This is a genomic window from Pseudoxanthomonas fibrivorans (assembly GCF_041464125.1).
Lineage (GTDB): Bacteria > Pseudomonadota > Gammaproteobacteria > Xanthomonadales > Xanthomonadaceae > Pseudoxanthomonas.
Genome location: NZ_JBGNUG010000001.1, coordinates 1,129,569 through 1,155,001 on the forward strand (window position 1 = coordinate 1,129,569; position 25,433 = coordinate 1,155,001).

Genomic DNA, 25,433 nt, shown 5'->3' on the forward strand with positions numbered 1-25,433 from the left:
CGCCGCCAGCGCGAACGCCGCGGACCAGCCGCGGACCTTCAGGTTGCCGCCAACCGCCCTCATCCGTGCCGCCCCCTCGACTCGTCAGTCACCCGATTTTCGCGCCGGCCGCGGAAGGGCCGGTGAACATTCCGCTAGGCCCGCCCGAAATCGAACGCCAGGACCTCGCCGATGCGCCCGGTGCCGGCGAGCGCCATCAGCAGCCGCTCCATCCCCAGGGCGACCCCCGCGCATTCGGGAAGACCGGCCTGCAGGGCGTCGAGCAGGCGCCGGTCCAGGGGCGGGCAAGGCGCGCCGCGGGCCGCGCGCACCGCACGGTCGCGCTCGAAGCGCTGCCGCTGCTCGGCCGCGTCGGTGAGCTCGTGGTAACCGTTGGCGAGTTCGAACGGCCCCAGGTACAGCTCGAACCGCTCCGCCACCGGCGGATCGCCCGGGCGGATCTTCGCCAGCGCGCACTGGGTGGCCGGCCAGTCGTGCACGACGGTGATCCGGTCGACGGGGAATCGCGGCTGGATCCGATGCGTCACCAGCAGGTCCAGCCAGTCGTCGCGCCCCAGCCCCGCGCCATCGATGCCGGTCCCGGCCAGCGGCACCCGCAGCTGCGCATCGCTGGCGGCGAAGGGATCGAGCCCGACCGCCTCCAGGAACAGCTCGCGGTACGTGGTGGTCACCACCTCGGCCTGTCGCCCGGCCAGGGCCAGGGCCAGCTGCACCAGCGCCACGGTCTCCTCCGCCAGGCGCAGGTGGTCCCAGCCCACCCGGTACCACTCGAGCATGGTGAACTCGGGGTTGTGGCGGCCACCGGCTTCGCCATTGCGGAACACCCGGCCCAGCTCGTAGCAGTCGCCGATGCCCGCGGCGAGCAGGCGCTTGAGCGGGTACTCGGGCGAGGTGCGCAGCCAGCGCCGCGGCGAGCCGGCATCGCGGTGCCCGCTGAACTCGGCGGTGAAACTCTCGATGTTCGGCTCGGTGTTGCCGGCCTCCGACAGCACCGGGGTCTCCACTTCGAGCACGCCGCGATCGGCGAAAAAGCCCCGCACCAGCGCGTAGACCCGCGCGCGCAGGCGCAGTGCGTCCAGGCCCGCGCTGGGCCGCCAGTCGGCCCCGGCGTTCACCGGTGCTGCTCCAGGAACGCCAGCAGCCGCGCCTCGTCCCAGACCTCGATCCCCAGCTCCTCGGCCTTGGCCAGCTTCGAACCCGCCGCCTCGCCGGCCACCACGAAACTGGTCTTCTTCGACACGCTGCCGGCCGCCTTCGCGCCCAGCGCCTCCAGCCGGTCCTTGGCTTCGTCGCGGCCCATCGCGCTGAGCGTCCCGGTCAGCACCACCGTCTTGCCTTCCAGCGGGCCGGCCGCCTGGTCACCGCGCGCCGGCAGCCGTGCCCGCAGCGCGTCCTGCGCCTGCGCACTGCGCAGCAGCAGCGCGGCATTGGCCGCCTCGTCCAGCCATGCCACCAGCGCGTTCGCGCTCTCGACCGGCAGCCCGGCGGTGACCAGGTTGTGCACGGGCGCGTCGAGCAGGGCCTGGGCACCGGCGAAGGCCGAACCCAGCTGCGCCGCGCGCACCGCCGTGACCTTGGGAATCTCCAGGTCGACCAGCAGCGTGGCCAGGTCCAGGCCTTCGCCGAGCTTCGGGTTCGGGGCGTGGCTGTCGCCGATCCGCACGCCGCGCGCGAGGAGGCGGTCGATCACCTGCTGGTTGCCGGGCTGGTCGAGGAAATGGCCGATCGCGCGCGCCACCTCGCCGCCGATGTCCGGCACCCGCTTGAACAGCGGCCACGGCAGGCGGCGGATCAGCTCCAGGTCGCCGAACCACTGCGCCAGCGCCTTGGCCGTGCTCTCGCCCACGTGTTCGATGCCCAGTGCGTAGAGGAAGCGCGCCAGGGTCGTGTCGCGGCTGCGGTCGATCGCCACGATCAGGTTGTCGGCCCACTTGGTGGCGACCTTGCCCGCCTTCACGGTATCGGGCGTGGTGCCGTCGCGCTCGTCCGCCCGGCGCTTCATTTCCAGCAGGTCGTCCACGCCCAGCCGGTACAGGTCGGACACGTCCTGCAGGTAGCCGAACTCGGACAGCGACTCGATGTAGCGCTCGCCCAGCCCGTCGATGTCCATCGCCCGCCGGCTGGCGAAGTGGAACACCGCCTGGACGCGCTGCGCCGGGCAGCTCAGCTCGCCGGAGCAGCGCCACACCGCGGCGCCTTCCTCGCGCACGACTTCCGAGCCGCAGACCGGGCAAGCCATCGGCATCGACCAGGGCGTGGCATCGGGCGGCCGGCGGTCGACCACCACCTGCACCACCTCCGGGATCACGTCGCCGGCGCGGCGCACGATCACCGTGTCGCCCGCGCGCACGTCCAGCCGGGCCACGTGGTCGGCGTTGTGCAGGGTCGCGCGGGTCACGGTGACCCCACCCACCTGCACCGGCTGCATCAGCGCCCACGGCGTCACCGCGCCCGTGCGGCCGACGTTGACCTCGACCGACTCGACCACCGTGGTCTGCTCCTGGGCGGGGAACTTGTGCGCGATCGCCCAGCGCGGCGCGCGCGAGACGAAGCCCATCTCGCGCTGGCCGGCGTAGTCGTCGAGCTTGTAGACCACGCCGTCGATGTCGAACGGCAACCCGTCGCGGGCCTCGCCGACGCCCGCGTAATAGCCGAGCAGGCCTTCGACGTCATGGACGACGGTGGCCAGTTCGCTGACCGGAAAACCCCATTCGCGCAACCGGGCCAGGGTGCCGGAATGCGTGTCCGGCAGCGTCCCGCCCTCGACCAGGCCGGTGCCATACGCATAGAAGCTCAGCGGCCGCTGCGCGGTGAGGTTCGGGTCGATCTGGCGCAGCGAGCCGGCGGCGCCATTGCGCGGGTTGGCCAGCACCTTGCCGCCATGCAGCCGCGCGCGCTCGTTGTAGCGCTCGAAGTCCGCGCGGGCCATGTAGACCTCGCCCCGCACCTCCAGCACCCGCGGCCAGCCCCGGCCCTGCAGCCGCTGCGGGATCACCGCGATGGTGCGCAGGTTGGCGGTCACGTCCTCGCCGGTGGCGCCGTCGCCGCGCGTGGCCCCCTGCACGAACAGGCCGTCCTCGTAACGCAGGCTGATCGCCAGCCCGTCGAGTTTCGGCTCGGCGGAAAACGCCAGGTCGTCGCGGTCGAGGCGCTCGCGGATGCGGCGCACGAAGTCGGCCACCTCGCCCTCCTCGAACGCGTTGCCCAGCGACAGCATCGGCACCGCATGGGTGACCTGCGGAAAGCGGCCCGACGGCACCGCGCCGACCTTGCGGGTCGGCGAATCGGCCACCGCCAGTTCGGGGTGCTCGGCTTCCAGCGCCTCCAGTTCGCGGACCAGCGCGTCGTACTGCGCGTCGGTGATGTCGGGCGCATCCAGTCCGTGGTAGCGCCGGTTGGCATCCTCGATGCGCTGGCGGAGCTCGGCGACGCGGCGTGCGGGGTCTGCGGTGTCCATGCGCCGATTCTACCGGCCGCCCGGTGCCGCTTGCCGGGTGCCACCTGCTCACGTAGCGTGCCGGAAGCCTCCTTCGTCACGCGCCCATGACATCGCCACTCAGCCGCCGCCATTTCCTCGGACTGTCCGCCTGCAGCCTGGCGACCGCGGGTCTGGGGCCGCTGCTGGGGGCGAGCGGCCGCGCGGCCGCGCAACTGCCCCCGGCGATCCCCGGCATGGATGACCCCGACGCGGTGCTGCTCAACTTCAACGAGAACCCGCACGGTCCGTTCCCCGAAGCACGGCAGGCGGCGCTGGACGGAATGGCGCAGGCCAACCGCTACCTGTTCGGCCCGCAGCGCGAACTGGTCGGGGTGTTCGCCGCGCAGAACGGCCTGCGCGAGGACCAGGTGGCCGGCTACTGCGGGTCCGGCGTCGCCCTGGATGCGTCGGCACTGGCATTCACCTCCGCGCAGCACGGCCTGGTAACCGCCGACCCGACCTTCGAATCGCTGGCGCAGATGGCGGGCGCCCACGGCGCGCGCATCGCGCGCGTGCCGCTGCGCGCCGACGGCGCGCATGACGTGCGCGCCATGGCGGCCGCCGCGCGCGAGGTCGCCGCGGGCCTGGTGTACGTGTGCAATCCGAACAACCCCACCGGCTCGGTCACCCCGCGCGCGGACATCGACTGGCTGCTCGCGAACAAGCCGGCCGGCAGCCTGCTGCTGGTGGACGAGGCCTACATCCACTACAGCGACGAGCCGGACACGCTGGACCTGGTCAGGGCCGGCGCCGACGTGGTGGTGCTGCGCACCTTCTCCAAGATCTACGGCATGGCCGGCCTGCGCCTGGGCCTGGCGGCGGCGCGGCCGGACCTGCTGCAGAAGCTGGTGCTGTTCGGCATGAACAGCCTGCCGGTCCCGAGCGTGGCCGCCGGCATCGCCAGCCTGGGCAACCCGCAGCACCTGGCCACGCGCAAGGCGGAGAACACGCGCCTGCGCGAGGAGACCGTCGCCTGGCTGGCCGCGCGCGGCCATGCCTGCCTCCCCAGCCAGGCCAACTGCTTCATGGTCGACGTGAACGGCGACGGGCGCGCGTTCAGCGCGGCGATGGCCCGGCACAAGGTGTTCGTCGGCCGCAGCTGGCCGGCGATGCCACGGCATGTGCGGGTCACGGTCGGGACGGCGGAGGAGATGCGACGCTTCCGCGAAGCGTTCGCCCAAGTGATGGCCTAGGACGATACCGGCAGGCGCCCCGCGGCCTCGCCACGGCGATGCTCAGCGCGGCCCGTCCGGCGCCTGCCCCGCATCGGCGGCGGCATAGGCGGCCAGCCGGTCCTCCAGCGTGCCGGCATGCAGTTCGAACAGGTGGTTGTCGTCGTCGTGGAAGTAGATCGACGCGCCCTCGCCTTCGATCCGGCTGCGGCCCGCCAGCACCTCCACGCCCAGCGCCCGCAGGCGGTGCAGGCACCCGGGCAGGTCGGCGGCATCGACCGCGAAGGCGACATGCCGGTAACTGCGCCCGGCCAGCGGCTCGCCCTGCATCGCGACCAGCCACAGGTCGCCGAGCAGGAAGAACTTCTCGCGCGAGAGCGAATGCTCGCGGCCGGCGCTGTCGTAGACCTCGCGCGCGCCCAGGCCCTCGCACAGCAAGCGCGCAGTGCGCTCCAGGTCGGCGACCACGAAGGTCACGTGGCTGATGCCGCGCACCGGCACCGGCGGCCTCCGCCCTACCAGCGCGGGGCGCGGGTCAGCGGCGGCGCCTCGTGCTGGCGGTCGTAGGCGCGCAGCTCGTCGCGGATGTGCGCGATGCGCTGGCGACCCAGCGCATTGCGGCTGTCGTCCAGGACCACGCCCTCGAGCAGTTCGGCCATGCGCTGCACGGTCGGCAGCATCTTCTCCCAGGCATCGAGGGCCGGCACCGGCGCCGGCAGGGTCAGGAAGAAGGCGATCGCCGGCGTCTCGAGCTCGCGGATGGTGGCCATGTCGAAGCTGCCGGGCTTGATGATGCTGGCCATGCTGAAGACCGGGCCGCGTTCCGGATGGCCTTCCAGCAGGCGGTGGAACACGCTCATGTGGCCGAAGACCATGCCGGTCTTTTCCGCGGCGACCACGATGTCCTCGCCGCGCAGCACGGCGCCGGCGCGCGCGGCCACGTACAGCGACACGATCTTGTCGAAGTCCTGGGTCTCGCGGCGGCCCAGGTTGCTGGAGGGCGCCGGCTCGGCGGGCAGGCCCAGCTCGGGCTGGCTCACCGCCTCGCCGCTGTAGTCGCCGCCGGCACCGGCCTCGTCGGCGGCATCACCCAGCGAGGGCTCGTGGCGCGCACGGCCGTACTCGGGGCTCATCGCCGGGGAGCCACGCGACTCGCGGCGCCGTCCCTGTTCCTCCCTGCGCGGGCGGCCGAAGAACCAGATCGCGGCCAGCAGCAGCAGGCCGGCGACCAGGATGCCGATGCGCAGCAGGTCTTTGTCGGACATGGAACGCGTCTCCGCCGGGGTCAGTGGGCTGCAAGGATGTCACGAGGAGCGGCCACGGAAAAACCCCGGGGCCGCCCTGTCCCGCCGGTCACGCCGCGCCGGCCAGGCGCGCGGCCTCGTCCAGGTCCACGCTCACCAGGCGCGACACGCCCGGCTCGCGCATGGTCACGCCGGAAAGCTGGTGCGCGGCCTCCATCGTCGCCTTGTTGTGGCTGACGAACAGGAACTGCACCTTCTCGCTCATTTCCTTGACCATGTTGGTGAAGCGGCCGACGTTGGCCTCGTCCAGCGGCGCGTCGACCTCGTCGAGCAGGCAGAACGGCGCCGGGTTGAGCTGGAAGATCGCGAACACCAGCGCCACCGCGGTCATCGCCTTCTCGCCGCCGGACAGCAGCGAGATGTTGGACACGCGCTTGCCGGGCGGCCGGGCCATGATCGCCACGCCGGTGTCGAGCAGGTCCTCGCCGGTCAGCTCCAGGTAGGCATGGCCGCCGCCGAACAGGCGCGGATACAGCTGCTGGATGCCGGAATTGACCCGGTCGAAGGTGTCCTTGAAGCGGCCGCGGGTCTCGCGGTCGATCTTGCGGATCGCTTCCTCGAGCGTCTCCAGCGCGGTGGTCAGGTCGGTGTTCTGCGAGTCCAGGTACTGCTTGCGCTGCTCGGCCTCGCCGCACTCGTGGATCGCCGCCAGGTTGACCGGCTCCAGCCGGCGCATGCGCGCGTCGATCTGGCCGACCGACTGCTCCCAGTCGCGCACGTCGGCCACCTCCGGCAGCGTGTTGACGACGTCCTCCAGCACCAGCCCGTCGGCGGTGATCGCCTGGACCAGCTGCTCGGCCCTGAGCGCCAGCGCCTGCTGGTCGAGCCGGCGCTGGGCGATGCGCTCGCGCTGGGCCAGCGACTGCTCGTCGCGCTGGTGGCGCGACTGCTCGAAGCCGCGCAGCTCGTGGTCGATGGCTTCCAGCACCGCGCGGGCCTCGCCCAGCGCGCGCTCCACGCGCACGCGCTCGGCCAGCGCGGTCTGGTGCTCGGCTTCCAGCGCCTGCACCGGGGAATCGCCGGTGCTCAGCTGCGCGCTGAGTTCACCCAGGCGCGAATCGAGCTGGCCGCGCTGGGCGTCCATGCGCTGCAGGGCCTGGGTCAGCGAGGCGATCTGGGTCCGCTGGGATTCCAGCGCCAGCGCCAGCGCATGGCTGGCGTCGCGGCTGCCCCGGGCGGCGTCGCGGGCCAGGTCGCGCGCTTCGGTGCGCTGGCGACGTTCGGCTTCCAGTGCCTGCCGCGCGGTTTCCAGGTCGCCCATCGAGGCGACCGCATCCTCCAGCCGCGAACGCGCTTCGCGGGCCTGTTCGCGGCTGCCGTCCAGGGTCTGGACCAGCTGCGCCAGCTCGTTCTCGATGCGCTCGATGCGCTGCCGGGCGCTGTCCATCCGGCCCTGCTGGCTCTGCAGCTGGCCGGCCAGTTCGGACACGCTGCGGTGGGCCATGTACAGCTGGCGCTGCGCATCCTCGCGCTGCTGTTCGGCGGCCAGCAGCTGGTCGCGCAGGTGGACCAGGCGGTCCTCCAGCGCGGTTTCCCGCTGCTGCAACTCCTCGATGCCGGCGCGCAGCGACTGGATCTCGCGCTCGCGCAGCAGCGCGCCCTGCTTGGCCGCGCCGGAGCGCGACACCCGCACCCAGCCCTCGCCCAGGCGTTCGCCGGCGCGGGTGATGACCGAATCGCCCTCGCCCAGCCGCGCCATCAGCGCGCGGGCGTCGGCCAGGTCGTCGGCCGCGTGCAGGCGTGCGAGCAGCCGGCGCACCGCCAGCGGGCCGCGCACCCTGGCCGCCAGCGAGGTCGGCGCGAACGACGCATCGCCCGCCTCCGCGGACACCAGCGCGATCCGGCCCTCGCCAAGGTCGGCCAGCGCCTCGACGAGCTGTTCCGGCGCCTCCACCAGCACGCCTTCGATCAGCTGGCCCAGCGCGCTTTCGACCGCGTTTTCCCAGCCCTCGTCGACGGCGAGCGTCTCGCCCACGCGCGCGGCCGAATCCAGCCCGCGCGCCTTCAGCCAGGCTACCGCCGCGCCCTGCTCCTGGCCGAGCGCGGCCTGCTGCAGGGTTTCCAGCGAGGACAGCCGGCCGCGCGCGGCCTGGGCCTGCTTGCGCACCTCGGCGATCTCGGCCTGCGCGGTGCGCTGCTGTTCCTGCAGCGCCGACACGCCCTGCTTGCGCGCCTCGAGCTGCTCGTTGAGTCCATCCAGCGCCGTCTTCTGCGTCTCGTGCTGGATCTGCGCCTGCTCGAACGCCTCGGCCAGCGACTCCAGGTCAAGCCCGGCGCGCTCGCCCGACAGCGCCTCGCGGCGACGGTCCGCCTCCAGCGCCTGGCGGTCCAGGTAGTCCACCCGGGTGCGTTCGACTTCGCCGGCGCGCGAAGCCTCCGCCGCCTCGCGGCCGTGGCTTTCCCAGCGCTGCTGCCAGTCGGACAGCGCGGCCTCGGCCTCGCGCAGCGCTTCCTGCCGGAACACGTCGTCCTCGCGCAGCTGCTCCAGGCGCGGCTCGGCCTCCTCGACCGCCGCGCGCAGCACCTCGAGCTTCTGCCGGTCATCGTCGATGTGCCGGTCCAGCTCGCCCAGCGCGGTGGCCGCCTCGTCGCGGGCCTGGTTCAGGCGCGTGGCCAGTTCGCGCTGGTGCTGGATCTGCTGCTCGATCCGCGCCAGCACGCCGCCGACCTGGTAGACCTCGGCCTGGGCGCGGTTGAGCACCTCGGCGGCCTCCTCGCGGCGGACGCGGCCGGTCTCGATCTCGCGCTCGGCCTCGCGCTGGCCGGCGACGATCTGCTCGAGCTTCGTCTCCTCCTGCGCCAGCTTCTCGCGCAGGCCCTGCAGCTGCAGGTCCAGGGCGCGGAACTGCAGCGCCTTCCACTCGGCGTCCTTGACCTTGCGCTCGGCGGCCAGCGCCTGGTACTGCTCGGCCTGGCGGGCCTGGCGGCGCAGGTGCTCGAGCTGCTTGTCGACCTCCTCGCGCAGGTCGTTGAGGCGGTCCAGGTTCTCGCGGGTGTGGCGGATCCGGGTCTCGGTCTCCTTGCGCCGCTCCTTGTACTTGGAGATGCCGGCGGCCTCCTCCAGGTAGACGCGCAGGTCCTCGGGCCGGGCCTCGATGATCTGGCTGATCATGCCCTGCTCGATGATCGAGTAGCTGCGCGGACCCAGGCCGGTCCCGAGGAACAGGTCGGTGATGTCCTTGCGCCGGCACTTGGTGCCGTTGAGGTAGTACTGGCTCTGGCCGTCGCGGCTGACCGTGCGCTTGACCGAGATCTCGTTGAACGCGGCGAATTCGCCGGCGATGGCGTGGTCGGAGTTGTCGAAGATCAGTTCGACCTGGGCCATCGACACCGGCTTGCGCGCGGCCGAACCGGAGAAGATCACGTCGGTCAGCGAGTCGCCGCGCAGGCGGCTGGCCGAGCTCTCGCCCATCACCCAGCGCACGGCGTCGATGATGTTGGACTTGCCGCAGCCGTTGGGGCCGACCACGCCGGTCATGTTGGTCGGCAGGTGCAGCGTGGTCGGGTCGACGAAGGACTTGAAGCCGGACAGCTTGATCGTGGACAGGCGCATGCGGCGGTCGGTTTCCGGGCTATCGCGGCGCTGGGCGCGCGCGGTGTGATGTCGTTTGCCAGAAACGTCGCCCAAGTGATTGAATCACAAAGGCTGCAGCACCCGTCAAACGTGTTCGGACCGTGCAGTATAGCCGGCGCGGCGCCGCCCTCCGCATGGCATGCGCCTGCCGCCACGCGGGTGCGCTTGACTGCGATCAGGGCGCGCCCGGCCCGGCGGCGCGAGACTGGCCCGGACTCCAGTGGAGAACGGACATGCAGCATGACATCGCCATCGTCGGCGCCGGCCCCGTCGGGCTGTGCCTGGCCCGGGCCCTGGCCGCGCAGGGCCTGCGGATCGCGCTGGTCGAGCGCCAGCCGCGGGAGGCTCTGGCCGGGCCCGCCTTCGACGGCCGCGAGATCGCCCTGACCCACGCCTCGATCCGGCTGCTGCGCGAACTGGGCGTGTGGCAGCGCATTCCCGCTGCCGGGGTCTACCCGCTGCGCACGGCCCGGGTGATGGACCGCGACCTGCCCCAGGAGCTTCGGGTGGCGGCCGACGGCGATCGCCTCGGCAGCCTGGTCGCCAACCACCTGATCCGGCGCGCGGCCTGGGAAGCGGTGCAGGCCACGCCCGGCATCGACCTGCATGCAGGGGCCGCGATCGAGGCGGTGCATGCCGATGCCGGCTCGGCCTGCCTGCAGCTGCGCGACGGCCCCAGGATCGACGCGAAGCTGCTGGTCGCCGCCGACAGCCGGTTTTCCGAGACCCGGCGTGCGCTGGGGATCGACGCGGACCTGCACGACTTCGGCAAGAGCATGCTGGTCTGCCGCGTGCGCCACGAGCTGCCGCACGGCCACGCCGCCTGGGAATGGTTCGGCCTGGGCCAGACCCTGGCCTTGCTGCCGCTGGACGAATACCAGGCCGGCGCGGTGGTCACCCTCCCCGGCGAACAGGCGCGCGCGCTGGCGGCGCTGGACGAGGCCACCTTCGCTGCCGACCTCGAGCGCCGCTACGGCGGCCGGCTCGGGCGCATGGAACTGGACGGCAGCCGCCACGTCTATCCGCTGGTGGCGACCTGGGCGCGACGATTCACCGGTCCGCGCCTGGCCTTGGCCGGCGATGCGGCGGTGGGCATGCACCCGGTAACCGCGCACGGCTTCAACCTCGGCCTGGCCAGCGTGGAGCGGCTGGCCGACCTCGCCGCCACCGCGCTGCGGCAGGGCCGCGACCTGGGGGATCCGGCGCTGCTGGCGCGCTACCAGCGCCGGCACCGCCGTGGCAGCTGGCCGCTGTTCCAGGCCACGCGCATGATCGTGGGGCTGTACAACGACGGGCGGCCGGCGGCCCGCTGGATCCGTGGCGCGGCGCTGCGGGCCGGCGCCGGTCTGCCTCCGTTCCGCCGCCTGCTGGCGGCGGCGCTCACCGACGCCGGCCCGGTGGACCCCACCCCGGCGCAGCGCCTGCGCGATGGCCTGGCGCGGCTGCGGCCGGACTGACCCGGCTCAGGGCCGGTGCTGGTCGATCCACTCGACGAAGCGATCGACGAAATCCTCGAGGAACTCGCGCGTGTCCTGCCGGGTGATCCGGCCATCCTCGTCCACCAGTCCTTCCTTGAAGTGGATGTAGGCCTCCGGCTGCGGCATCACCGCCATGTCCAGGTAGGAGAGGATGTTGCGCAGGTGCTGCTGGGCCATGGCCGTGCCGATGGCGCCGACCGAGGCGCCGGTCACCGCCGCCGGGAGGCCGGCGAAGGCGCTGTCGCCGTAGGGACGCGAGGCCAGGTCGATCGCGTTCTTCAGCACGCCCGGCACCGAGCGGTTGTATTCGGGGGTGACGAACAGCACGGCGTCCACGCCGCGGACCTGCTCCTTGAGCGCCACGCCGGCGGCCGGATAGTCGTCGTCGAAATCCTGGTTGTAGAGGGGCAGCTGGCCGATCTCGACCGCCTCGAATTCGAGCCGGTCCTCGCGCAGGCGCCCGATCGCACGCGCCAGCTGGCGGTTGAACGAGCCCTCGCGGAGGCTGCCGACGAACACCGCGACCTTCCGCTTCTCCATGGCCGTGCTCCTGCTTGGACAGGAGCCGATGCTAGGCAGGCCGGCGCGGCGGCGGAGTGAAGAACCGCCGGCCGCGCCGTGCCGGGACGATCAGGCGTCCAGGGCGGCCGCCGCGGCGACGATGTCGTCGTCGCCGGGGATCACCAGGAACGCGGCGCCGGCCAGCGGCGTGTAGGTGTCGGCACCGACCACCCGGCCGAAGGGCCGTCCCGCGTAGCCGCCCTCGGCGATCGCGGTGAGCACGCCCTCGCCCACCCCGGCGCTGCGCCGCCCCTCGTCCACCACCAGGATCCGCCTGGCGCTGCGCGCCTGGCCGGCGATGAAGGCCTCGTTGAGCGGCACCAGCCAGCGCAGGTCGACCACGCGGACCTTCCAGCCGCGCTCGGCCTCGATCCGGCGCGCGGCGCGCAGGCTCATCGGTACGCCGTTGCCGTAGGTGAACACCACCAGGTCATCGGCCTCCGGGGCGTAGACCCGGCCTTCGCCCAGCACCATCGCCTCGCCCTGCTCCGGGTACGGGAACAGCCACTGGCCGTCGCCGGGATCGTGCAGGTCCTTGGTCATGTACAGCGCGATCGGCTCCAGGAACACCGCCACGCGTCCGTCCACCTTCGCCAGCGCGGCCAGCGTGCGCAGCATCGTCGCCGCATCGTCGCCGCGCGAGGGGCAGCCGACCACCAGGCCGGGGATGTCGCGCAGCGCGGTGATCGAGTTGTCGTTGTGGAAGTGCCCGCCGAAGCCGCGCTGGTAGCCGAGGCCGGCGATGCGCACCAGCATCGGGTTGCGGTACTGGTCGTTGCTGAAGAACTGCAGGCTGGCCGCCTCGCCGCGGATCTGGTCGCAGGCGTTGTGGAAGTAGGCCAGGTACTGGATCTCCGGCAGCGGCAGCATGCCCATGTTGGCGTAGCCCTGGGCCAGGCCGAGGATCATGGTCTCGTCCAGCAGCGTGTTGAACACGCGCGCGCCCTTGAACGCCTTCTGCAGGCCCTTGGTCACGGTATAGACGCCGCCCTTCTGGGCCACGTCCTCGCCGAACAGCAGCGTCTCCGGGTACTTGGCCATCAGGTCATGCAGGGCCTGGTTGATCTGGATCGCCAGGTGCCGCGGGGCCTGCTTCTCCGGAAGCTTCTCCTCGCTGCCGAACGCGGCCATGCGCGCGGCCGGCGGCGCCGGCCGCGCGGCTTCCTTCGCCACCGCGTCGGGCGTGTACGGCGCCAGCGGTGCGACCACCGCGGCCAGCGAAGCCAGACGGGGCCGGCGGTCGGCGTCTTCGGCCGCGGCGAAGCAGCGCGCGCGGGTGGCCTCGTACAGCGCCAGCAGCTCGTCGGCCGACATCAGGCCCGATTCCAGCGCGATGGCCGCGCTGCGCAGCAGCGGGTCGGTGGCTTCCACCGCGCACAGTTCCTCGATGCTGCGCCACTCGATCTCGAAGTCGGTCCCGGCGTGGCCCATGATCCGGGTCGTGCGCAGGTGCAGGAAGGTCGGCCGGCGCGTGCGCCGGCAGTGGTCCACCGCCGCCTGCACCTGGCCGTAGCCCAGCGCGAGGTCCAGCCCGTCGGCGTGGAAATAGTCGAGGTCGGCGCGGTCGCGGAAATTGCGGCCGATCCAGCCATCCGGGGTCTTCACCGAGATGCCGATGCCGTTGTCCTCGCACACGAACAGCACCGGCGCCGGCAGGCCCTGGTAGGCGGTCCAGGCCGCCGCGTTGAAGGCGGTCTGCGCGGTGGCGTGGTTGCTGGAGGCATCGCCGAAGGAACAGATCGCGATGCTGTCGGCCGGCACCGGCAGTTCATGGCCGATGCGGCGCGCCTGCTCGATCGCCACCGCGGTGCCCAATGCCTTGGGCAGGTGCGAGGCGATCGTCGAGGTCTGCGGCAGCACCCACAGCGGCTTGCTGCCCCAGACCTTGTGCCGGCCGCCGGACGCCGGGTCCTCGGCGCTGGCGGCGAAGCTGAGCGCCGAGTCCGTCACCGGGTCCATGCCCGGCAGCTTGCGGAAACGCTCGGCCATGAAGCCGCCGCTGCGGTAGTGCAGGAACGCCGGGTCGGTGTGCCGGGCCAGCCGGGCCACCATCGCGTTGCCTTCGTGGCCGCTGCTGCCGATCGTGTAGAAGACCTTGTTCTGCACGCGCAGCACGCGCGCCATCAGGTCCAGGTGGCGGCTGACCAGCTGCGATTCCAACAGTTCGCGGAAGCCGCGCGCGTCCAGCGCGCTGCCCGGCAGGACCGGGTCGCCCTTGCGCGGGCGCGGCGCCGGCGTGCCGGCCCAGGCGCGGACGAATTCACTGAAATTCCGGTCGCAGATCTCGGCGCGGTTGATGCCGCGCTTCCAGGCGGGGATGGCCGGGGGGGTATGGGTGGCAGCGTTCATTCGCTCGTCGTCAGTGCGGGAGGGCCAGCAGGGCGCGGGCCTCGTCATCCAGGTCGGGCATCGGCACGAAGCCGGGCGTGGCGCGCACGCGGTCCAGCCAGGCGCCGGTGCATGGATAGGCGGCCAGGTCGAAACCGCCGTCGGCGGCACAATGGGTATAGGCGAACAGCGCCGTGTCGGCGATGCCGTAGGCCGGGCCGCTGAACCAGTCGGCCGCCTGCAGGTGCCGCTCCATCACCGCCAGCGCCTGGTGGCCGCGCTCGCGCAGGCGCGGCAGGTCGGCGCGGCGCGGCGAGTCGGCCGGGGTCCAGCCGCGGATGAAGCGGGCCACGGCGATGTACGGCTCGTGGCTGTACTGCTCGAAGAACATCCACGACAGCGCCTGCGCCTTCTGCCAGGCGTCGGCCGGCAGGTAGCCGGTGCCCTCGGCGAGCCAGCACAGGATCGCGTTGGACTCGACCAGCACGCGGCCGTCGTCCAGTTCGATCAGCGGCACCTTGCCGTTGGGATTCTTCGCCAGGAATTCCGGGGTGCGGGTGCCACCGCGGGCGCTGTCGACCTCGATCCAGCGGTAATCGCGGCCGAGCTGCTCCAGCAGCAGGCGCAGCTTGTAGCAGTTGCCCGACATGGCCATGCCGTACACGGTGATCATGCCTTCCGCTCCCTGTTCGCCAGCCATTCGCCGCGCGTCTGCCCCCAGATTTCCACCGGGTGCTCGTGATGCGGCTCGGGCAAGCGGCCCATGCCGCGGTAACGGGAGCCGAGCCTGGCGGCGACCGCCTTCGAGCCGGCGTTGTCCGGCGCGATGGTGTGGATCACCTCGTCCCAGCCCAGGGTATCGAACGCCCAGGCGGTGCTGGCGGCGGCGGCCTCCGACGCATAGCCGCGGCCCCAGCGCGCGCGCGCGATGCTCCAGCCGACCTCGGTGCCCGGCCACCCTTCCGGTTGCCACGGACCGACCCGACCGATCCACTGCCCGGTCGCCTTCTCGATCACCGAGAACATCGCGAAGCCCTTCAGGTGCCACGCACCGACCATCGCCGCCAGGCTGCGCCAGGCCATCGGCCGCGGCTGCAGCCCGCCGATGTGGCGGGTCGCCTCCTCGTCGGCCAGGAAGGCGGCCCATGCGTCGAAATCCTCCTGCCGCGGCAGCCGCAGCAGCAGGCGCGGGGTTTCCAGTTGCAGTGCGGCCAGGTCCATCGCGCGCCACCATCCTGTTGGAGAACACCGGAGCGGACGTGCCGCGCGCGCCGGACCCGAGCCGCGCGCGGCGCCGTCCACCGCTGCCCCGCGCCAGGCGGGGATGCGGCAGTCAGAACGCGTTGATCCCGGTCAGCTCGCGCCCGATCACCAGCTGGTGCACGGTCTCGGTGCCCTCGTAGGTGATCACCGATTCCAGGTTCAGCGCGTGGCGGATCGCCGCATGCTCGGTGGTGATGCCGGCGCCGCCCAGCAGGTCGCGGCATTCGCGGGCGATGTCGATGGCCATGCGGCAGTTGTTCCACTTGGCCAGCGACACCTGCTGCGGCTGCATGGTGCCGGCATCCTTGAGCCGGCCCAGCTGCAGCACGAGCAGCTGCGCCAGGGTGATCCGGCGGGCCATTTCGGCCAGCTTGATCTGCGCGCTTTGCGTCGCCGCGACCGGGCGGCCGAACAGGATGCGCTCCTTGGTGTAGCCCAGCGCCTCGTCCAGGCAGGCGATGGCCGCTCCGATCGGGCCCCAGGTGATGCCGTAGCGGGCCTGGGTCAGGCAGCCCAGCGGCCCCTTGAGGCCCTTGACGTTGGGCAGGCGGCTGGCATCGGGCACGCGCACGTTGTCGAAGAACAGCGACGAGGTCACCGACGCGCGCAGGCTCATCTTGTGCTTGATTTCCTGGGCGGTGAAGCCGGGCGTGCCCTTCTCCACGATAAAGCCCTGGATGCCCTCGTCGGTCTGCGCCCAGACGATGGCGATGTCGGCCAGGTTGCCGTTGGTGATCCACATCTTGGAGCCGTTGATCACCCAGTCGCCGCCGTCCCGGCGCGCGTGGGTCTTCATGTTGGCCGGATCTGAACCGCCGTGCGGCTCGGTCAGGCCGAAGCAGCCGATCACCTTGCCGGCGGCCATCTCCGGCAGCCAGCGGCGGCGCTGTTCCTCGCTGCCGTAGGCGTAGATCGGGTACATGCACAGCGAGGACTGCACGCTGACGAAACTGCGCAGGCCGCTGTCGCCGCGCTCCAGTTCCTGGCAGATCAGGCCGTAGCTGACCGCGTTGAGCCCGGCGCAGCCGTACTCCTCGGGCAGCGACGAACCCAGCAGCCCCAGCGACGCCACCTCAGGCACCAGCTCGCTGGGGAAGCGACCCTGGTCGAAGGCGTCGCCGATGATCGGGATCACCCGCTCGTCGGTGAAGCGCGCCACCGCGTCCTGGACGGCGCGCTCCTCTTCGCTGAGCAGGGAACGCACGTCGAGCAGGTCATACGGGGACAGTGCCATGGCGGTACGGTTCTCGGACGGGAATGGTTGCGATTGTATCGGCCCACCCCTCGAGCCGGGCAATGCGCGGCGCAAAATGCCGCAAAAAAAGAAGGCCGGCGCTGGGCCGGCCTTCTGTCCATCGGTCGACAGGGGACGCCTACTGGCGGGTGGCGCCTTCCGGCACCTCGACCACGGCGGTGGAGGTGACGATCTTGCCGTCCACCACCGGCAGGCGGTCGCCTTCCGGCTTCTCGTCCAGGCGCAGCGTGCCTTCCTGGTCGTTGTAGCGGTAGGTCACGTCGTAGCCGATGACCGCGTCGCTGTTGCCCATCGCCACGCGGGTGCCGGGCTTGCTCGCCATGCGCATGGTGCCAGTCGTGCCGTCGGCGTTGCGGTAGGTCACGTTGTAGCCGGTGACCTTGCTCGACTCGGAAACGGCGTTCTCGGTGTGGCACTGGCGCTCGGTGCGGGTCACGACCTTGCCGCCGACATGGCGCTTGTCGACCTGGTTGCCGATCACGCCGCCGGCGACCGCGCCGGCCGCGGTGGCGGCCTTCTTGCCGCTGCCGCCGCCGACCTGGTTGCCCAGCAGGCCACCGATGACCGCACCGGCCACCGTGCCGCCGACGTTGCCGTCCCTCTCCGGCAGGCGTTCCTGCACCACCACGTCCTCGCACACTTCCTGCGGGGTGGTGGTCTGCGTGGTTTCGCGCACCGGCTCGGTGCCGATCACGGTGGCATACACCTTTTCCTTCTGGGTGACCGGTTCGACCCTGATGATGTCGGCGTACTGCAGCGCGGCGGCCTGCAGTTCGTCCTCGCCCGCACCGGCCGCGTCGTCGGCGGCCAGCGCCGGGTCGGCAGGCGCGACGATGGCGTCGGGCTGGGTGCCGCGATTGTTCATGAAGGCCGCGGTGGCGATGCCTCCGACCAGCAGGGCACCGGCAGCGATCAAAACGGTAGTGGCTTGCTTCATGGCCTTGGCTCCTCGCGGGCGGTCCCCGCGGCGTTCGATGCGGATTCCATCATGGCAAAGCTGAACAGGAACCGGAACGGGTTCGCGCGGCGGGCCGGGTGCGGCCGCGCAGTCGCGTGATAGCTTTCACACATCGCCCGACCGAGCCTGCCAGATGCCCAGTCCCCTGATGCTTCCGTTCCTGGAGTGGGCGCGCGGCCTGCGGTATCCGACGCTGTTCAAGGTCACCGCGGCGGCCTTCGCGATCAGCCTGCTGTGGCCGTTCGACCCGATCCCGCTGCTGGACGAGCTGGTGTTCGGCCTGGGGACGCTGCTGCTGGCCAACTGGAAGCGGCGCAAGGATCCGCCCTCCCTGCCCGATCCCGGGCGTCGCTGAGCCCGCCGGATGCTGCTCGTCGACAGCCATTGCCACCTCGATGCCACCGAATTCGATCCGGACCGGGCCGCGGTAGTCGCCCGGGCGCGGGCGGCGGGCGTGCACCGCCAGATCGTGCCCGCGGTCACGGCGGCCAGCTGGCCGAAACTGCGCGAGGTGTGCGGCGCGGCACCGGGGCTGTTTCCGGCCTACGGACTGCATCCGACCTTCCTCGCCGAGCACCGGCCCGGCGACCTGGATGCGCTGGGCGAATGGATCGTCCGCGAACGTCCGCTGGCGATCGGCGAATGCGGCCTGGATTTCTTCGTTGAAGGACTGGACCGCACCGCGCAGGCGCGCTACTTCGACGGGCAGCTCCGACTGGCCCGCGACCACGACCTGCCGCTGGTCGTGCATGCACGGCGGGCGGTCGATGCGGTGATCGCGGCCATCCGCAGGATCGGCACGGGTTCGCTGCGCGGCGTGGTCCACAGTTTTTCCGGCAGCCCGGAACAGGCGCGGCAGCTGTGGGACCTGGGCTTCATGATCGGCCTGGGTGGACCGGTGACCTACGACCGCGCCCAGCGGCTGCGGCGGCTGGCCGCGCGGATGCCACTGGAGTTCCTGCTGCTGGAAACCGATGCGCCCGACCAGCCCGACGCGGCGATCCGCGGGCAACGCAACGAGCCCGCGCGCCTGCCCCGGGTGCTGGAGGTCATCGCCGGGTTGCGCGGCCAGGATCCCGCGGAAATCGCCGAGGCCACGAGCGCGAACGCCTCGCGGCTGTTCGCCCTGCCGCCGCCCTGAGCCGGCCGGCGATCAGGCCGCGTCGCGCCGCTTGAGCAGGAGCTCGAGCGCCTTGCCGGCCGCCGCGAACGCGAACGCGCCGGTGATGTGGGTCGCCGCCCCCAGTCCGGCGCCGCAGTCGAGCCTGAGCGCCGCATCCGCGCCGACCTGCGGGCGCACGCCGCACACGCTGCCGTCCGGCTGCGGGTACTTCACGTTCTCCAGCGAATAGACCGCCGCGACGCCGAAATAGCGCTGCGGGCTTTTCGGGAAGTTGAACTCGCCGCGCAGCTTCTTGCGCACCAGCGCCAGCATCGCGTCGTGCTCGGTGCGGGAGAGGTCGCGGACGCGGACCAGGGTCGGGTCGGTCCGGCCACCCGCCGAACCGACGGTCAGGACCGGTTGCTTGCGGCGCCGGCACCAGGCGATCGCCTCGACCTTGGTGCGGAAGCTGTCGCAGGCATCGATCACCAGGTCGAAACCGCCGCCCAGAAGGGCTTCGAGGTTGGCGCCGGTCAGGAACGCGGGCACCGGCCGCGCGTCGATCGCGGGGTTGATCGCGCGGCAGCGCTCGGCCATCGCCTCGGCCTTGTTGCGGCCGTACTGGCCGGCGATCGCGGGCAGCTGCCGGTTGGTGTTGGATACGCACAGGTCGTCGGCGTCGATGAGGTCGATCGCACCGACCGCCGAGCGCGCCAGCGCCTCGACCACCCAGCAACCCACGCCACCCAGTCCGACCACCGCCACGCGCCGGCCGGCCAGCCATGCCACCGACCCGCGGCCGTACAGCCGGTCCACGCCGGCGAAGCGCTCGAAAACGGATGCATCCATGCGCGCCATTCTAGCGGGGGTACGCAGGCGGCCACAGCCGACCTATGATCGCGCCACACCCCTACGGATGCCCGCCGCATGGCCAGCCCGCCGCCCCGCCGCACCGGCAATGCCGGGCGCTACCTGTTCCTGTTCCTGCTCGGCCTGGTCGTCGGCGCGGTATGCACGGTCATGGCGCTCCGCGCGCTGCAGGCGAGGCAGGACCCGTTCCCCGATGCGCTGATGCAGGTGATGGCCCGCCAGTCCGGCGAACTGGACCGCGCCGCCAAGGCCAACCGCTGCACCACCAGCGACACGCTGCCGCGGGTGCAGTCGCTGCGCATGCTGGCCAACGACATCGAAGCGGCCTTTCCCGGCCTGCGCGACGACACCCGCTTCGCCGCCGCGGCCAGCGGCCTGAGGGCGACCCTGGACAAGGCGGTCGCGCAGCCGCCCGCCGACTGCGCGGCGCTCGCGGCGCTGACCCGCCAGGTGGGCGAGGACTGCAAGGCCTGCCACCGCGATTTCCGCTGAACCGATCCTGAGAACCTCACGCCTCCACGACGCGGGTCGCAACCGGATTGGCGCGGCATTCACGCGGACACACCGACGATTGGTCCCAGCGCGATGCAACGCGCAGGCATTCCACGATCCGGTCCGTCACCCGTCCCAGGAGAAGTCACGATGATGCAGAAGCGCCCCGTTTCCTATCGAATGCTCGGCGTGGCCGCGGTGGGCATGCTCGCCCTCGCCGGCTGCAGCACCACCTCGCCCAATTACGGCTCGTCCTATCCTGCGTCGTCCTATCCGGGCTCCTCGTCCTATCCGTCGCGCACCACCTGCGCCGACTGCGGCCTGGTCACCCGGATCGACGTGGTGCCGTCCGGCCGCAGCGCGCCGTCGGCGACCGGCGCGGTACTGGGTGGCATCGTCGGTGCGGTCGCCGGCCACGAGATCTCCGACAAGACCGGCGGCAGCAAGGGCAACCAGAACGTGGCGGCGGTGGCCGGCGCGGTCGCGGGCGCAGCGGCGGGCAACGCGATCCAGAACCGCGCGACGTCGGACACCTACAACGTGCACGTGCGCATGGACGACGGCCGCACCGTCGTGATCAACCAGCGCGACCTGGGTGGCGTGCGCGAGAACACCTACGTGCGCGTGGTCAACGGCAAGGTCGTGATCCGCTGAGCGGATCCACCAGGGGAAAAAAGGAACGGCCCGCTACTGGCGGGCCGTTCCGGTGTACACGGGTTTGGAGCAGTGCGTCAGTCAGGCGGCCTGGACGGCGTCCGCCTGCAGGCCCTTCTGGCCCTGCACGACGGTGAAGCTGACCTTCTGGCCTTCCTTCAGGCTCTTGAAGCCCTGCATCTGGATGGCGCGGAAATGGACGAACACGTCCTCGCCATTCTCGCGGCTGATGAAACCGAATCCTTTGGCATCGTTGAACCACTTCACGGTGCCCGTCTCGCGATCTGCCATTACTGCAACTCCTCGAACTTTGCTGGGTGGTGGTTACGCCGTTGCCACGGCGGCTGGTTGCAAGGAGTACGCGAGGTGCATCGATGGAGCGGACCATCACCATCACACTCAGGACCTACCGCTCAGGCCACGGTTCCCGGTGACCTTGCCAAGCGCAGCGACCCCAAAGTTACCCCTCGTTCAGGGGAAATGCAATCATGGCAAGGACTTGCCGGATACCCCTCGAAAGGCCCCGATTCCAATGGATCCCGCCCTGTTCTGGTACACCCTCGCCGTGGTCCTGGTACTGGTCGGCCTGGCCGGGGTGGTGCTGCCCGCCCTGCCCGGCCTGCCACTGGTTTTCGCCGGCATGCTGCTGGCGGCCTGGGCGGGGGATTTCGAGCGGATCGGCGCGGTCCCGCTGGTGGTGCTCGGCCTGCTGACCGTGCTGTCGGTCGTGGCCGACTTCGTCGCCACCGCGGCCGGCGCCAAGCGCGTCGGTGCCGGCCCGATGGCCGTCTGGGGGGCCGCCCTGGGCACGCTGGGGGGGCTGTTCTTCGGCCCGTTCGGGCTGCTGCTGGGCCCGTTCCTGGGCGCGCTGCTCGGCGAACTCTGGCATACCCGGACCCTGCGCCGCGCCGCCCACGTGGGCATGGCGACCTGGCTGGGCCTGCTCCTGGGCACCGTCTTGAAGCTGGCTCTCGCTTTCGCCATGGTCGGCCTGTTCGTGCTGGCCTGGTTCGTCTGACCCCCGCCTCCACCCCCGCCCCGGGAGACCCGATTTGAGCCGCCATCCCGCCCTGGACCTGCTGACCTGCGCCCTCCTCGCCGGTATCGCCGCCTCCCCTGCTGCCGCACAGGAGGCCGCCCCGCGCGCGGCCACCGCGGAGGCCTGCCGGGCGATCGCGTCCGACGCCGCGCGCCTGGCCTGCTACGACGCCGTGCACGGTTACGCCGCGCAGCCCACCGTCCAGGCCGACGAAGTCGCGCGCCAGGCGCAGGAGCAGGTCAAGCAGGAGAAGGCCGAACAGCGGGCGGCCGCGCTGCCGGCCGACGCCACCGCCGGCGACCGGGCGCGGCAGCGCACCAGCGAACTGTTCGGTCGCGACCTCGCCGCCGTGGATCCCGCCGCGCTGGACGCGATCGCCAACGCCGGCCGCGGCTCCCTGCTCGACAGCCGCTGGGAACTGGCCAAGGACTCCAAGCTGGGGATCTTCCAGTTCCGCGCCTACAAGCCCGTGTACCTGCTGCCGGCGTTCTGGACCAGCAGCACCAACGACAGCCCGAGCTCACCCAACCCCAACAACACCGTGACCGAGCCGGAAGACCTGGACAGCGTCGAGGCCAAGTTCCAGATCAGCTTCAAGACCAAGCTGGCCGAGAACGTGTTCGGCGACAACGGCGACATCTGGGCCGGCTACACCCAGAGCTCGCGCTGGCAGGTCTACAACTCGGAAATCTCGCGGCCGTTCCGCGAGACCAACTACGAACCCGAAATCATGCTGCTGTTCCGCAACAACTACAGCCTGCTCGGCTGGAACGGGCGGATGACCGGGATCAGCTTCAACCACCAGTCCAACGGCCGCAGCGACCCGCTCTCGCGCAGCTGGAACCGGGTGATCCTCAACGTGGGACTGGACCGCGAGAACTGGGCCTTCGTCGTGCGCCCCTGGTACCGGATCGAGGAGGACGCGGCCGACGACAACAACGCGGACATCGAGGACTACATCGGCCGCGGCGACGCGATGCTCGTCTACAACCGCGACGGCCACGAGCTGTCGCTGACCGCTCGCCACTCGCTGCGTGGCGGCGACCGCTCGCACGGCTCGCTGCAGCTGGACTACGGCTTCCCGATCACCAACCTGCTGCGCGGCCACATCCAGGTGTTCGACGGTTACGGCGAGAGCCTGATCGACTACAACCACCGCGCCACCTACGTCGGCGTCGGCTTCGCCCTGCTGGAGTGGTTCTGATGGCGCAGGTGACGATCTGGCACAACCCGGCGTGCGGCACCTCGCGCAACGTGCTGGGCCTGATCCGCAACGCGGGGATCGAGCCGGCGATCGTCGAATACCTGCACGCGCCTCCCGACCGGGCCACGCTCGAGGCCGCGATCACGCGGATGGACATCCCGCTGCGCGACCTGGTCCGGCGGAAGGAGGCGCTCTACGCGGAGCTCGGCCTGGATCACGCCGACGATGCGGCCCTGCTCGACGCGATGCTGGCCCATCCGGTGCTGATCAACCGGCCGGTGGTGTTCACCGGTACCGCGGTGCGGCTGTGCCGGCCGTCCGAAACCGTGCTGGACATCCTGCCCCTCCCGCAGCGTGGCGCCTTCAGCAAGGAAGACGGCCAGCCGCTGGTCGACGACGCCGGGCGGCGCATCGGCTGACACCGGCTCAGGTCCAGTCGGTGATGCCCTCGCGCCGGTAGACCTCGGCGAAGGACGGGCGGTCCTTCATCCGTCGCGCGAACGCTTCCAGCACCGGCCAGCGGTCCGTCGGCCTGGGCATGTTGCGCGACCAGCGCATCAGCATGGTCAGGACGAAATCCGCCGCCGACACGTCGGCGCCAAGCAGGTACGGGCCGTCCGCTTCGAGGTGCCCGGCCACCTGCTGCCAGGCCGCCTCGATCTGCCGGCGTGCGCGCGCCCTGACTTCGTCGATGTTGGCCTCGCCGGCCGGCTCGTCCGCGTAGAACCAGCTGCGGTACGCCGGCATCAGCGTGTAGGCGCAGAAGAACATCCAGCGGTAGTACGCGGCGCGCGCGGGCGTACCGGGGTCCGGCGCCAGCCTCGCCTGCGGATGCAGGTCGGCCAGGTGCATGGCGATCGCGGCCGATTCGGTCAGCACCTGCCCGTCGACCAGCAGCGCCGGCACCCGGCCCTGTGGATTGATCGCCAGGTACTCCGGCGACTTCTGCTCGTGCCGGTCGAAGTCGAGCATGCGCAGTTCGTGGTCGACGCCCAGCTCGACCAGCAGCCAGTGGACGACGAGCGACGCGGTGCTGGGCGAACCGTAGAGGACGACGGACATCGGCGGGGACTCCGGAGGGAAGGCGGAATGGAAGAAGCCGGCACGGGGCCGGCTTCGGGTTTCATGCGATGGCTCAGGCCTCGACCACGACCGGGATGCCGGCGATCCGCGCCTGCCATTCCTTCGGCCCGGTCTTGTGCACCGATTCGCCGGCCGAATCCACGGCCACGGTCACCGGCATGTCCTTCACCTCGAACTCGTAGATCGCCTCCATGCCCAGGTCCTCGAACGCCAGCACCTTGCTGGCCTTGATCGCCTTGGACACGAGGTAGGCCGAGCCGCCGACTGCCATCAGGTACACGGCCCTGTTGTCGCGGATCGCATCGATCGCCGCGTCGCCGCGCTCGGACTTGCCGATCATGCCCAGCAGGCCGGTCTGCTCGAGCATCTGCCGGGTGAACTTGTCCATGCGCGTGGCCGTGGTCGGGCCGGCCGGGCCGACGACCTCGTCGCGCACCGGATCGACCGGGCCGACGTAGTAGATGAAGCGGTTGGTGAAGTCGACCGGCAGCGCCTCGCCCCTGTTGAGCATGTCGACCATGCGCTTGTGCGCGGCGTCGCGGCCGGTCAGCAGCTTGCCGTTGAGCAGCACCACCTCGCCCGGCTTGAAGGTCGCCACTTCCTCGCGGGTGATCGTGTCCAGGTTCACGCGGCGCGCGTTCTGCGGGTTGTAGGTCAGCGTCGGCCAGTCTTCCAGCGACGGGGGATCCAGCGTCACCGGGCCGCTGCCGTCGAGGGTGAAGTGCGCATGGCGGGTCGCCGCGCAGTTCGGGATGAGCGCGACCGGCAGGTTGGCGGCGTGGGTCGGGTAGTCCTTGATCTTGATGTCGAGCACCGTGGTCAGGCCGCCCAGGCCCTGGGCGCCGATGCCCAGCGCGTTGACCTTGTCGTACAGCTCGATGCGCAGCTCCTCGACCCGGTTGGACGCGCCGCGGGCCTTGAGGTCGACGATGTCGATCGGCTCCATCAGCGCTTCCTTGGCCAGCAGCATCGCCTTCTCGGCCGTGCCGCCGATGCCGATGCCGAGCATGCCCGGCGGGCACCAGCCGGCGCCCATGGTCGGCACGGTCTTGAGCACCCAGTCGACGATCGAGTCCGACGGGTTGAGCATGGCGAACTTGGACTTGGCCTCCGAACCGCCGCCCTTGGCCGCGACGATCACGTCCACGGTGTTGCCCGGCACGACCTTCACGTTGACCACGCCGGGGGTGTTGTCCCTGGTGTTGGTGCGCTTGCCGGCCGGGTCGGCCAGCACGCTGGCGCGCAGCTTGTTGTCGGGATCGTTGTAGGCGCGGCGCACGCCCTCGTGGACCATGTCCTCCACGCCCATCGTGGCGTCGTCCCAGCGCACGTTCATGCCGATCTCGAGGAACACGGTGACGATGCCGGTGTCCTGGCAGATCGGGCGGTGGCCCTCGGCGCACATGCGCGAGTTGATCAGGATCTGCGCCATGGCGTCCTTGGCCGCCGGCGATTCCTCGCGCTCGTACGCGGCGGCCAGGTTCCGGATGTAGTCGGCCGGGTGGTAGTAGCTGATGTACTGCAGCGCGTCGGCGACGGACTGGATCAGGTCCTCCTGGCGGATCGACACCGGGGCGGAGGACATCGGGGAAGCGGAAGCGGTCACGGCTGGCTCATG

24 protein-coding genes are annotated in these 25,433 nt (G+C 71.2%); 9 read left to right on the forward strand and 15 right to left on the reverse strand.

Features of this window, described 5'->3' with window-relative positions; genetic code table 11:
* Positions 1–134 precede the first annotated feature (134 nt).
* Positions 135–1,115 carry an EF-P lysine aminoacylase EpmA gene (epmA, locus tag ACA089_RS05350; protein WP_372014167.1) on the reverse strand — a complete coding sequence of 327 codons (981 nt, stop codon included), beginning with the start codon at positions 1,113–1,115 and terminating at the stop codon, positions 135–137.
* The gene (gene ligA, locus ACA089_RS05355) at positions 1,112–3,457 is read right to left on the reverse strand and encodes an NAD-dependent DNA ligase LigA (protein WP_372014170.1); all 2,346 of its coding nucleotides are present in this window, start codon (positions 3,455–3,457) and stop codon (positions 1,112–1,114) included. The genes epmA and ligA overlap by 4 nt, the downstream gene beginning before the upstream one ends.
* Before the next feature lie 86 nt (positions 3,458–3,543).
* Here ligA and ACA089_RS05360 point away from each other — a divergent pair, with 86 nt between their 5' ends.
* Positions 3,544–4,671, forward strand: coding sequence for a pyridoxal phosphate-dependent aminotransferase (locus tag ACA089_RS05360; RefSeq protein ID WP_372014172.1), 1,128 nt, complete (start codon positions 3,544–3,546; stop codon positions 4,669–4,671).
* Between the two features lie 42 nt (positions 4,672–4,713).
* On the opposite strand, the gene fosX is transcribed toward ACA089_RS05360, so the two are convergent.
* From fosX to smc, 3 genes are all read right to left on the reverse strand, one after another.
* A complete protein-coding gene (gene fosX / locus ACA089_RS05365) occupies positions 4,714–5,145 on the reverse strand; it encodes a FosX/FosE/FosI family fosfomycin resistance hydrolase (RefSeq protein WP_372017670.1) in 432 nt (143 codons plus the stop codon).
* Positions 5,146–5,165: 20 nt separating this feature from the next.
* Positions 5,166–5,915: a cell division protein ZipA gene (zipA, locus tag ACA089_RS05370; protein ID WP_372014175.1), complete on the reverse strand. Its 750-nt coding sequence runs from the start codon at positions 5,913–5,915 to the stop codon at positions 5,166–5,168.
* An 88-nt stretch (positions 5,916–6,003) separates the two neighbouring features.
* A complete protein-coding gene (smc, locus tag ACA089_RS05375) occupies positions 6,004–9,507 on the reverse strand; it encodes a chromosome segregation protein SMC (protein WP_372014178.1) in 3,504 nt (1,167 codons plus the stop codon).
* Positions 9,508–9,761: 254 nt separating this feature from the next.
* Between smc and ubiM the strand changes: the two genes are divergently transcribed.
* The gene (gene ubiM, locus ACA089_RS05380; protein ID WP_372014180.1) at positions 9,762–10,985 is read left to right on the forward strand and encodes a 5-demethoxyubiquinol-8 5-hydroxylase UbiM; all 1,224 of its coding nucleotides are present in this window, start codon (positions 9,762–9,764) and stop codon (positions 10,983–10,985) included.
* Positions 10,986–10,991: 6 nt separating this feature from the next.
* On the opposite strand, the gene ACA089_RS05385 is transcribed toward ubiM, so the two are convergent.
* The 6 genes from ACA089_RS05385 to ACA089_RS05410 all read right to left on the reverse strand — a co-directional run bounded on the left by ACA089_RS05385 (position 10,992) and on the right by ACA089_RS05410 (position 17,350).
* Positions 10,992–11,546, reverse strand: a complete 555-nt coding sequence (locus ACA089_RS05385) for an NADPH-dependent FMN reductase (protein WP_372014182.1) — start codon at positions 11,544–11,546, stop codon at positions 10,992–10,994.
* Between the two features lie 90 nt (positions 11,547–11,636).
* Complete coding sequence (locus tag ACA089_RS05390; RefSeq protein WP_372014185.1) at positions 11,637–13,916, reverse strand: thiamine pyrophosphate-dependent enzyme; 2,280 nt, start codon at positions 13,914–13,916, stop codon at positions 11,637–11,639.
* Positions 13,917–13,926: 10 nt separating this feature from the next.
* Positions 13,927–14,568, reverse strand: coding sequence for a glutathione S-transferase family protein (locus tag ACA089_RS05395; protein WP_372014188.1), 642 nt, complete (start codon positions 14,566–14,568; stop codon positions 13,927–13,929).
* Positions 14,565–15,116, reverse strand: coding sequence for a GNAT family N-acetyltransferase (locus tag ACA089_RS05400; protein ID WP_372014191.1), 552 nt, complete (start codon positions 15,114–15,116; stop codon positions 14,565–14,567). The genes ACA089_RS05395 and ACA089_RS05400 overlap by 4 nt, the downstream gene beginning before the upstream one ends.
* Positions 15,117–15,228: 112 nt before the next feature.
* Positions 15,229–16,392, reverse strand: coding sequence for an acyl-CoA dehydrogenase family protein (locus ACA089_RS05405; protein WP_372014194.1), 1,164 nt, complete (start codon positions 16,390–16,392; stop codon positions 15,229–15,231).
* 139 nt (positions 16,393–16,531) lie between these two features.
* Complete coding sequence (locus tag ACA089_RS05410; RefSeq protein ID WP_372014197.1) at positions 16,532–17,350, reverse strand: glycine zipper 2TM domain-containing protein; 819 nt, start codon at positions 17,348–17,350, stop codon at positions 16,532–16,534.
* 154 nt (positions 17,351–17,504) lie between these two features.
* Between ACA089_RS05410 and ACA089_RS05415 the strand changes: the two genes are divergently transcribed.
* Positions 17,505–17,726, forward strand: coding sequence for a DUF6116 family protein (locus ACA089_RS05415; RefSeq protein ID WP_372014200.1), 222 nt, complete (start codon positions 17,505–17,507; stop codon positions 17,724–17,726).
* A gap of 9 nt (positions 17,727–17,735) precedes the next feature.
* Positions 17,736–18,512: a TatD family hydrolase gene (locus tag ACA089_RS05420; protein ID WP_372014203.1), complete on the forward strand. Its 777-nt coding sequence runs from the start codon at positions 17,736–17,738 to the stop codon at positions 18,510–18,512.
* A 12-nt stretch (positions 18,513–18,524) separates the two neighbouring features.
* On the opposite strand, the gene ACA089_RS05425 is transcribed toward ACA089_RS05420, so the two are convergent.
* A complete protein-coding gene (locus tag ACA089_RS05425) occupies positions 18,525–19,322 on the reverse strand; it encodes a tRNA threonylcarbamoyladenosine dehydratase (protein ID WP_372014205.1) in 798 nt (265 codons plus the stop codon).
* A gap of 78 nt (positions 19,323–19,400) precedes the next feature.
* On the opposite strand from ACA089_RS05425, the gene ACA089_RS05430 reads away from it, so the two are divergent.
* Together ACA089_RS05430 and ACA089_RS05435 are read left to right on the forward strand one after the other, a co-directional pair.
* Positions 19,401–19,835: a hypothetical protein gene (locus ACA089_RS05430; RefSeq protein ID WP_372014208.1), complete on the forward strand. Its 435-nt coding sequence runs from the start codon at positions 19,401–19,403 to the stop codon at positions 19,833–19,835.
* A gap of 150 nt (positions 19,836–19,985) precedes the next feature.
* Positions 19,986–20,489: a glycine zipper 2TM domain-containing protein gene (locus ACA089_RS05435; RefSeq protein WP_372014211.1), complete on the forward strand. Its 504-nt coding sequence runs from the start codon at positions 19,986–19,988 to the stop codon at positions 20,487–20,489.
* A gap of 81 nt (positions 20,490–20,570) precedes the next feature.
* Here ACA089_RS05435 and ACA089_RS05440 read toward each other — a convergent pair whose 3' ends face one another.
* Positions 20,571–20,780, reverse strand: a complete 210-nt coding sequence (locus ACA089_RS05440) for a cold-shock protein (RefSeq protein ID WP_372014214.1) — start codon at positions 20,778–20,780, stop codon at positions 20,571–20,573.
* A gap of 241 nt (positions 20,781–21,021) precedes the next feature.
* Between ACA089_RS05440 and ACA089_RS05445 the strand changes: the two genes are divergently transcribed.
* From ACA089_RS05445 to arsC, 3 genes are read left to right on the forward strand one after another with little or no spacing between them, the layout of a single operon-like run.
* Complete coding sequence (locus ACA089_RS05445) at positions 21,022–21,507, forward strand: DUF456 domain-containing protein (protein WP_372014217.1); 486 nt, start codon at positions 21,022–21,024, stop codon at positions 21,505–21,507.
* A gap of 34 nt (positions 21,508–21,541) precedes the next feature.
* Positions 21,542–22,732 (forward strand): phospholipase A, encoded by a 1,191-nt coding sequence (locus ACA089_RS05450; protein ID WP_372014220.1) that lies wholly within the window; start codon positions 21,542–21,544, stop codon positions 22,730–22,732.
* Positions 22,732–23,151, forward strand: coding sequence for an arsenate reductase (glutaredoxin) (gene arsC, locus ACA089_RS05455; protein ID WP_372014223.1), 420 nt, complete (start codon positions 22,732–22,734; stop codon positions 23,149–23,151). The genes ACA089_RS05450 and arsC overlap by 1 nt, the downstream gene beginning before the upstream one ends.
* Before the next feature lie 7 nt (positions 23,152–23,158).
* On the opposite strand, the gene ACA089_RS05460 is transcribed toward arsC, so the two are convergent.
* Together ACA089_RS05460 and ACA089_RS05465 are read right to left on the reverse strand one after the other, a co-directional pair.
* On the reverse strand, positions 23,159–23,794 hold the full coding sequence (locus ACA089_RS05460; RefSeq protein WP_372014226.1) for a glutathione S-transferase family protein: 636 nt from the start codon (positions 23,792–23,794) through the stop codon (positions 23,159–23,161).
* A 73-nt stretch (positions 23,795–23,867) separates the two neighbouring features.
* On the reverse strand, positions 23,868–25,400 hold the full coding sequence (locus tag ACA089_RS05465) for a fumarate hydratase (protein WP_372017672.1): 1,533 nt from the start codon (positions 25,398–25,400) through the stop codon (positions 23,868–23,870).
* Between the last annotated feature and the right edge of the window lie 33 nt (positions 25,401–25,433).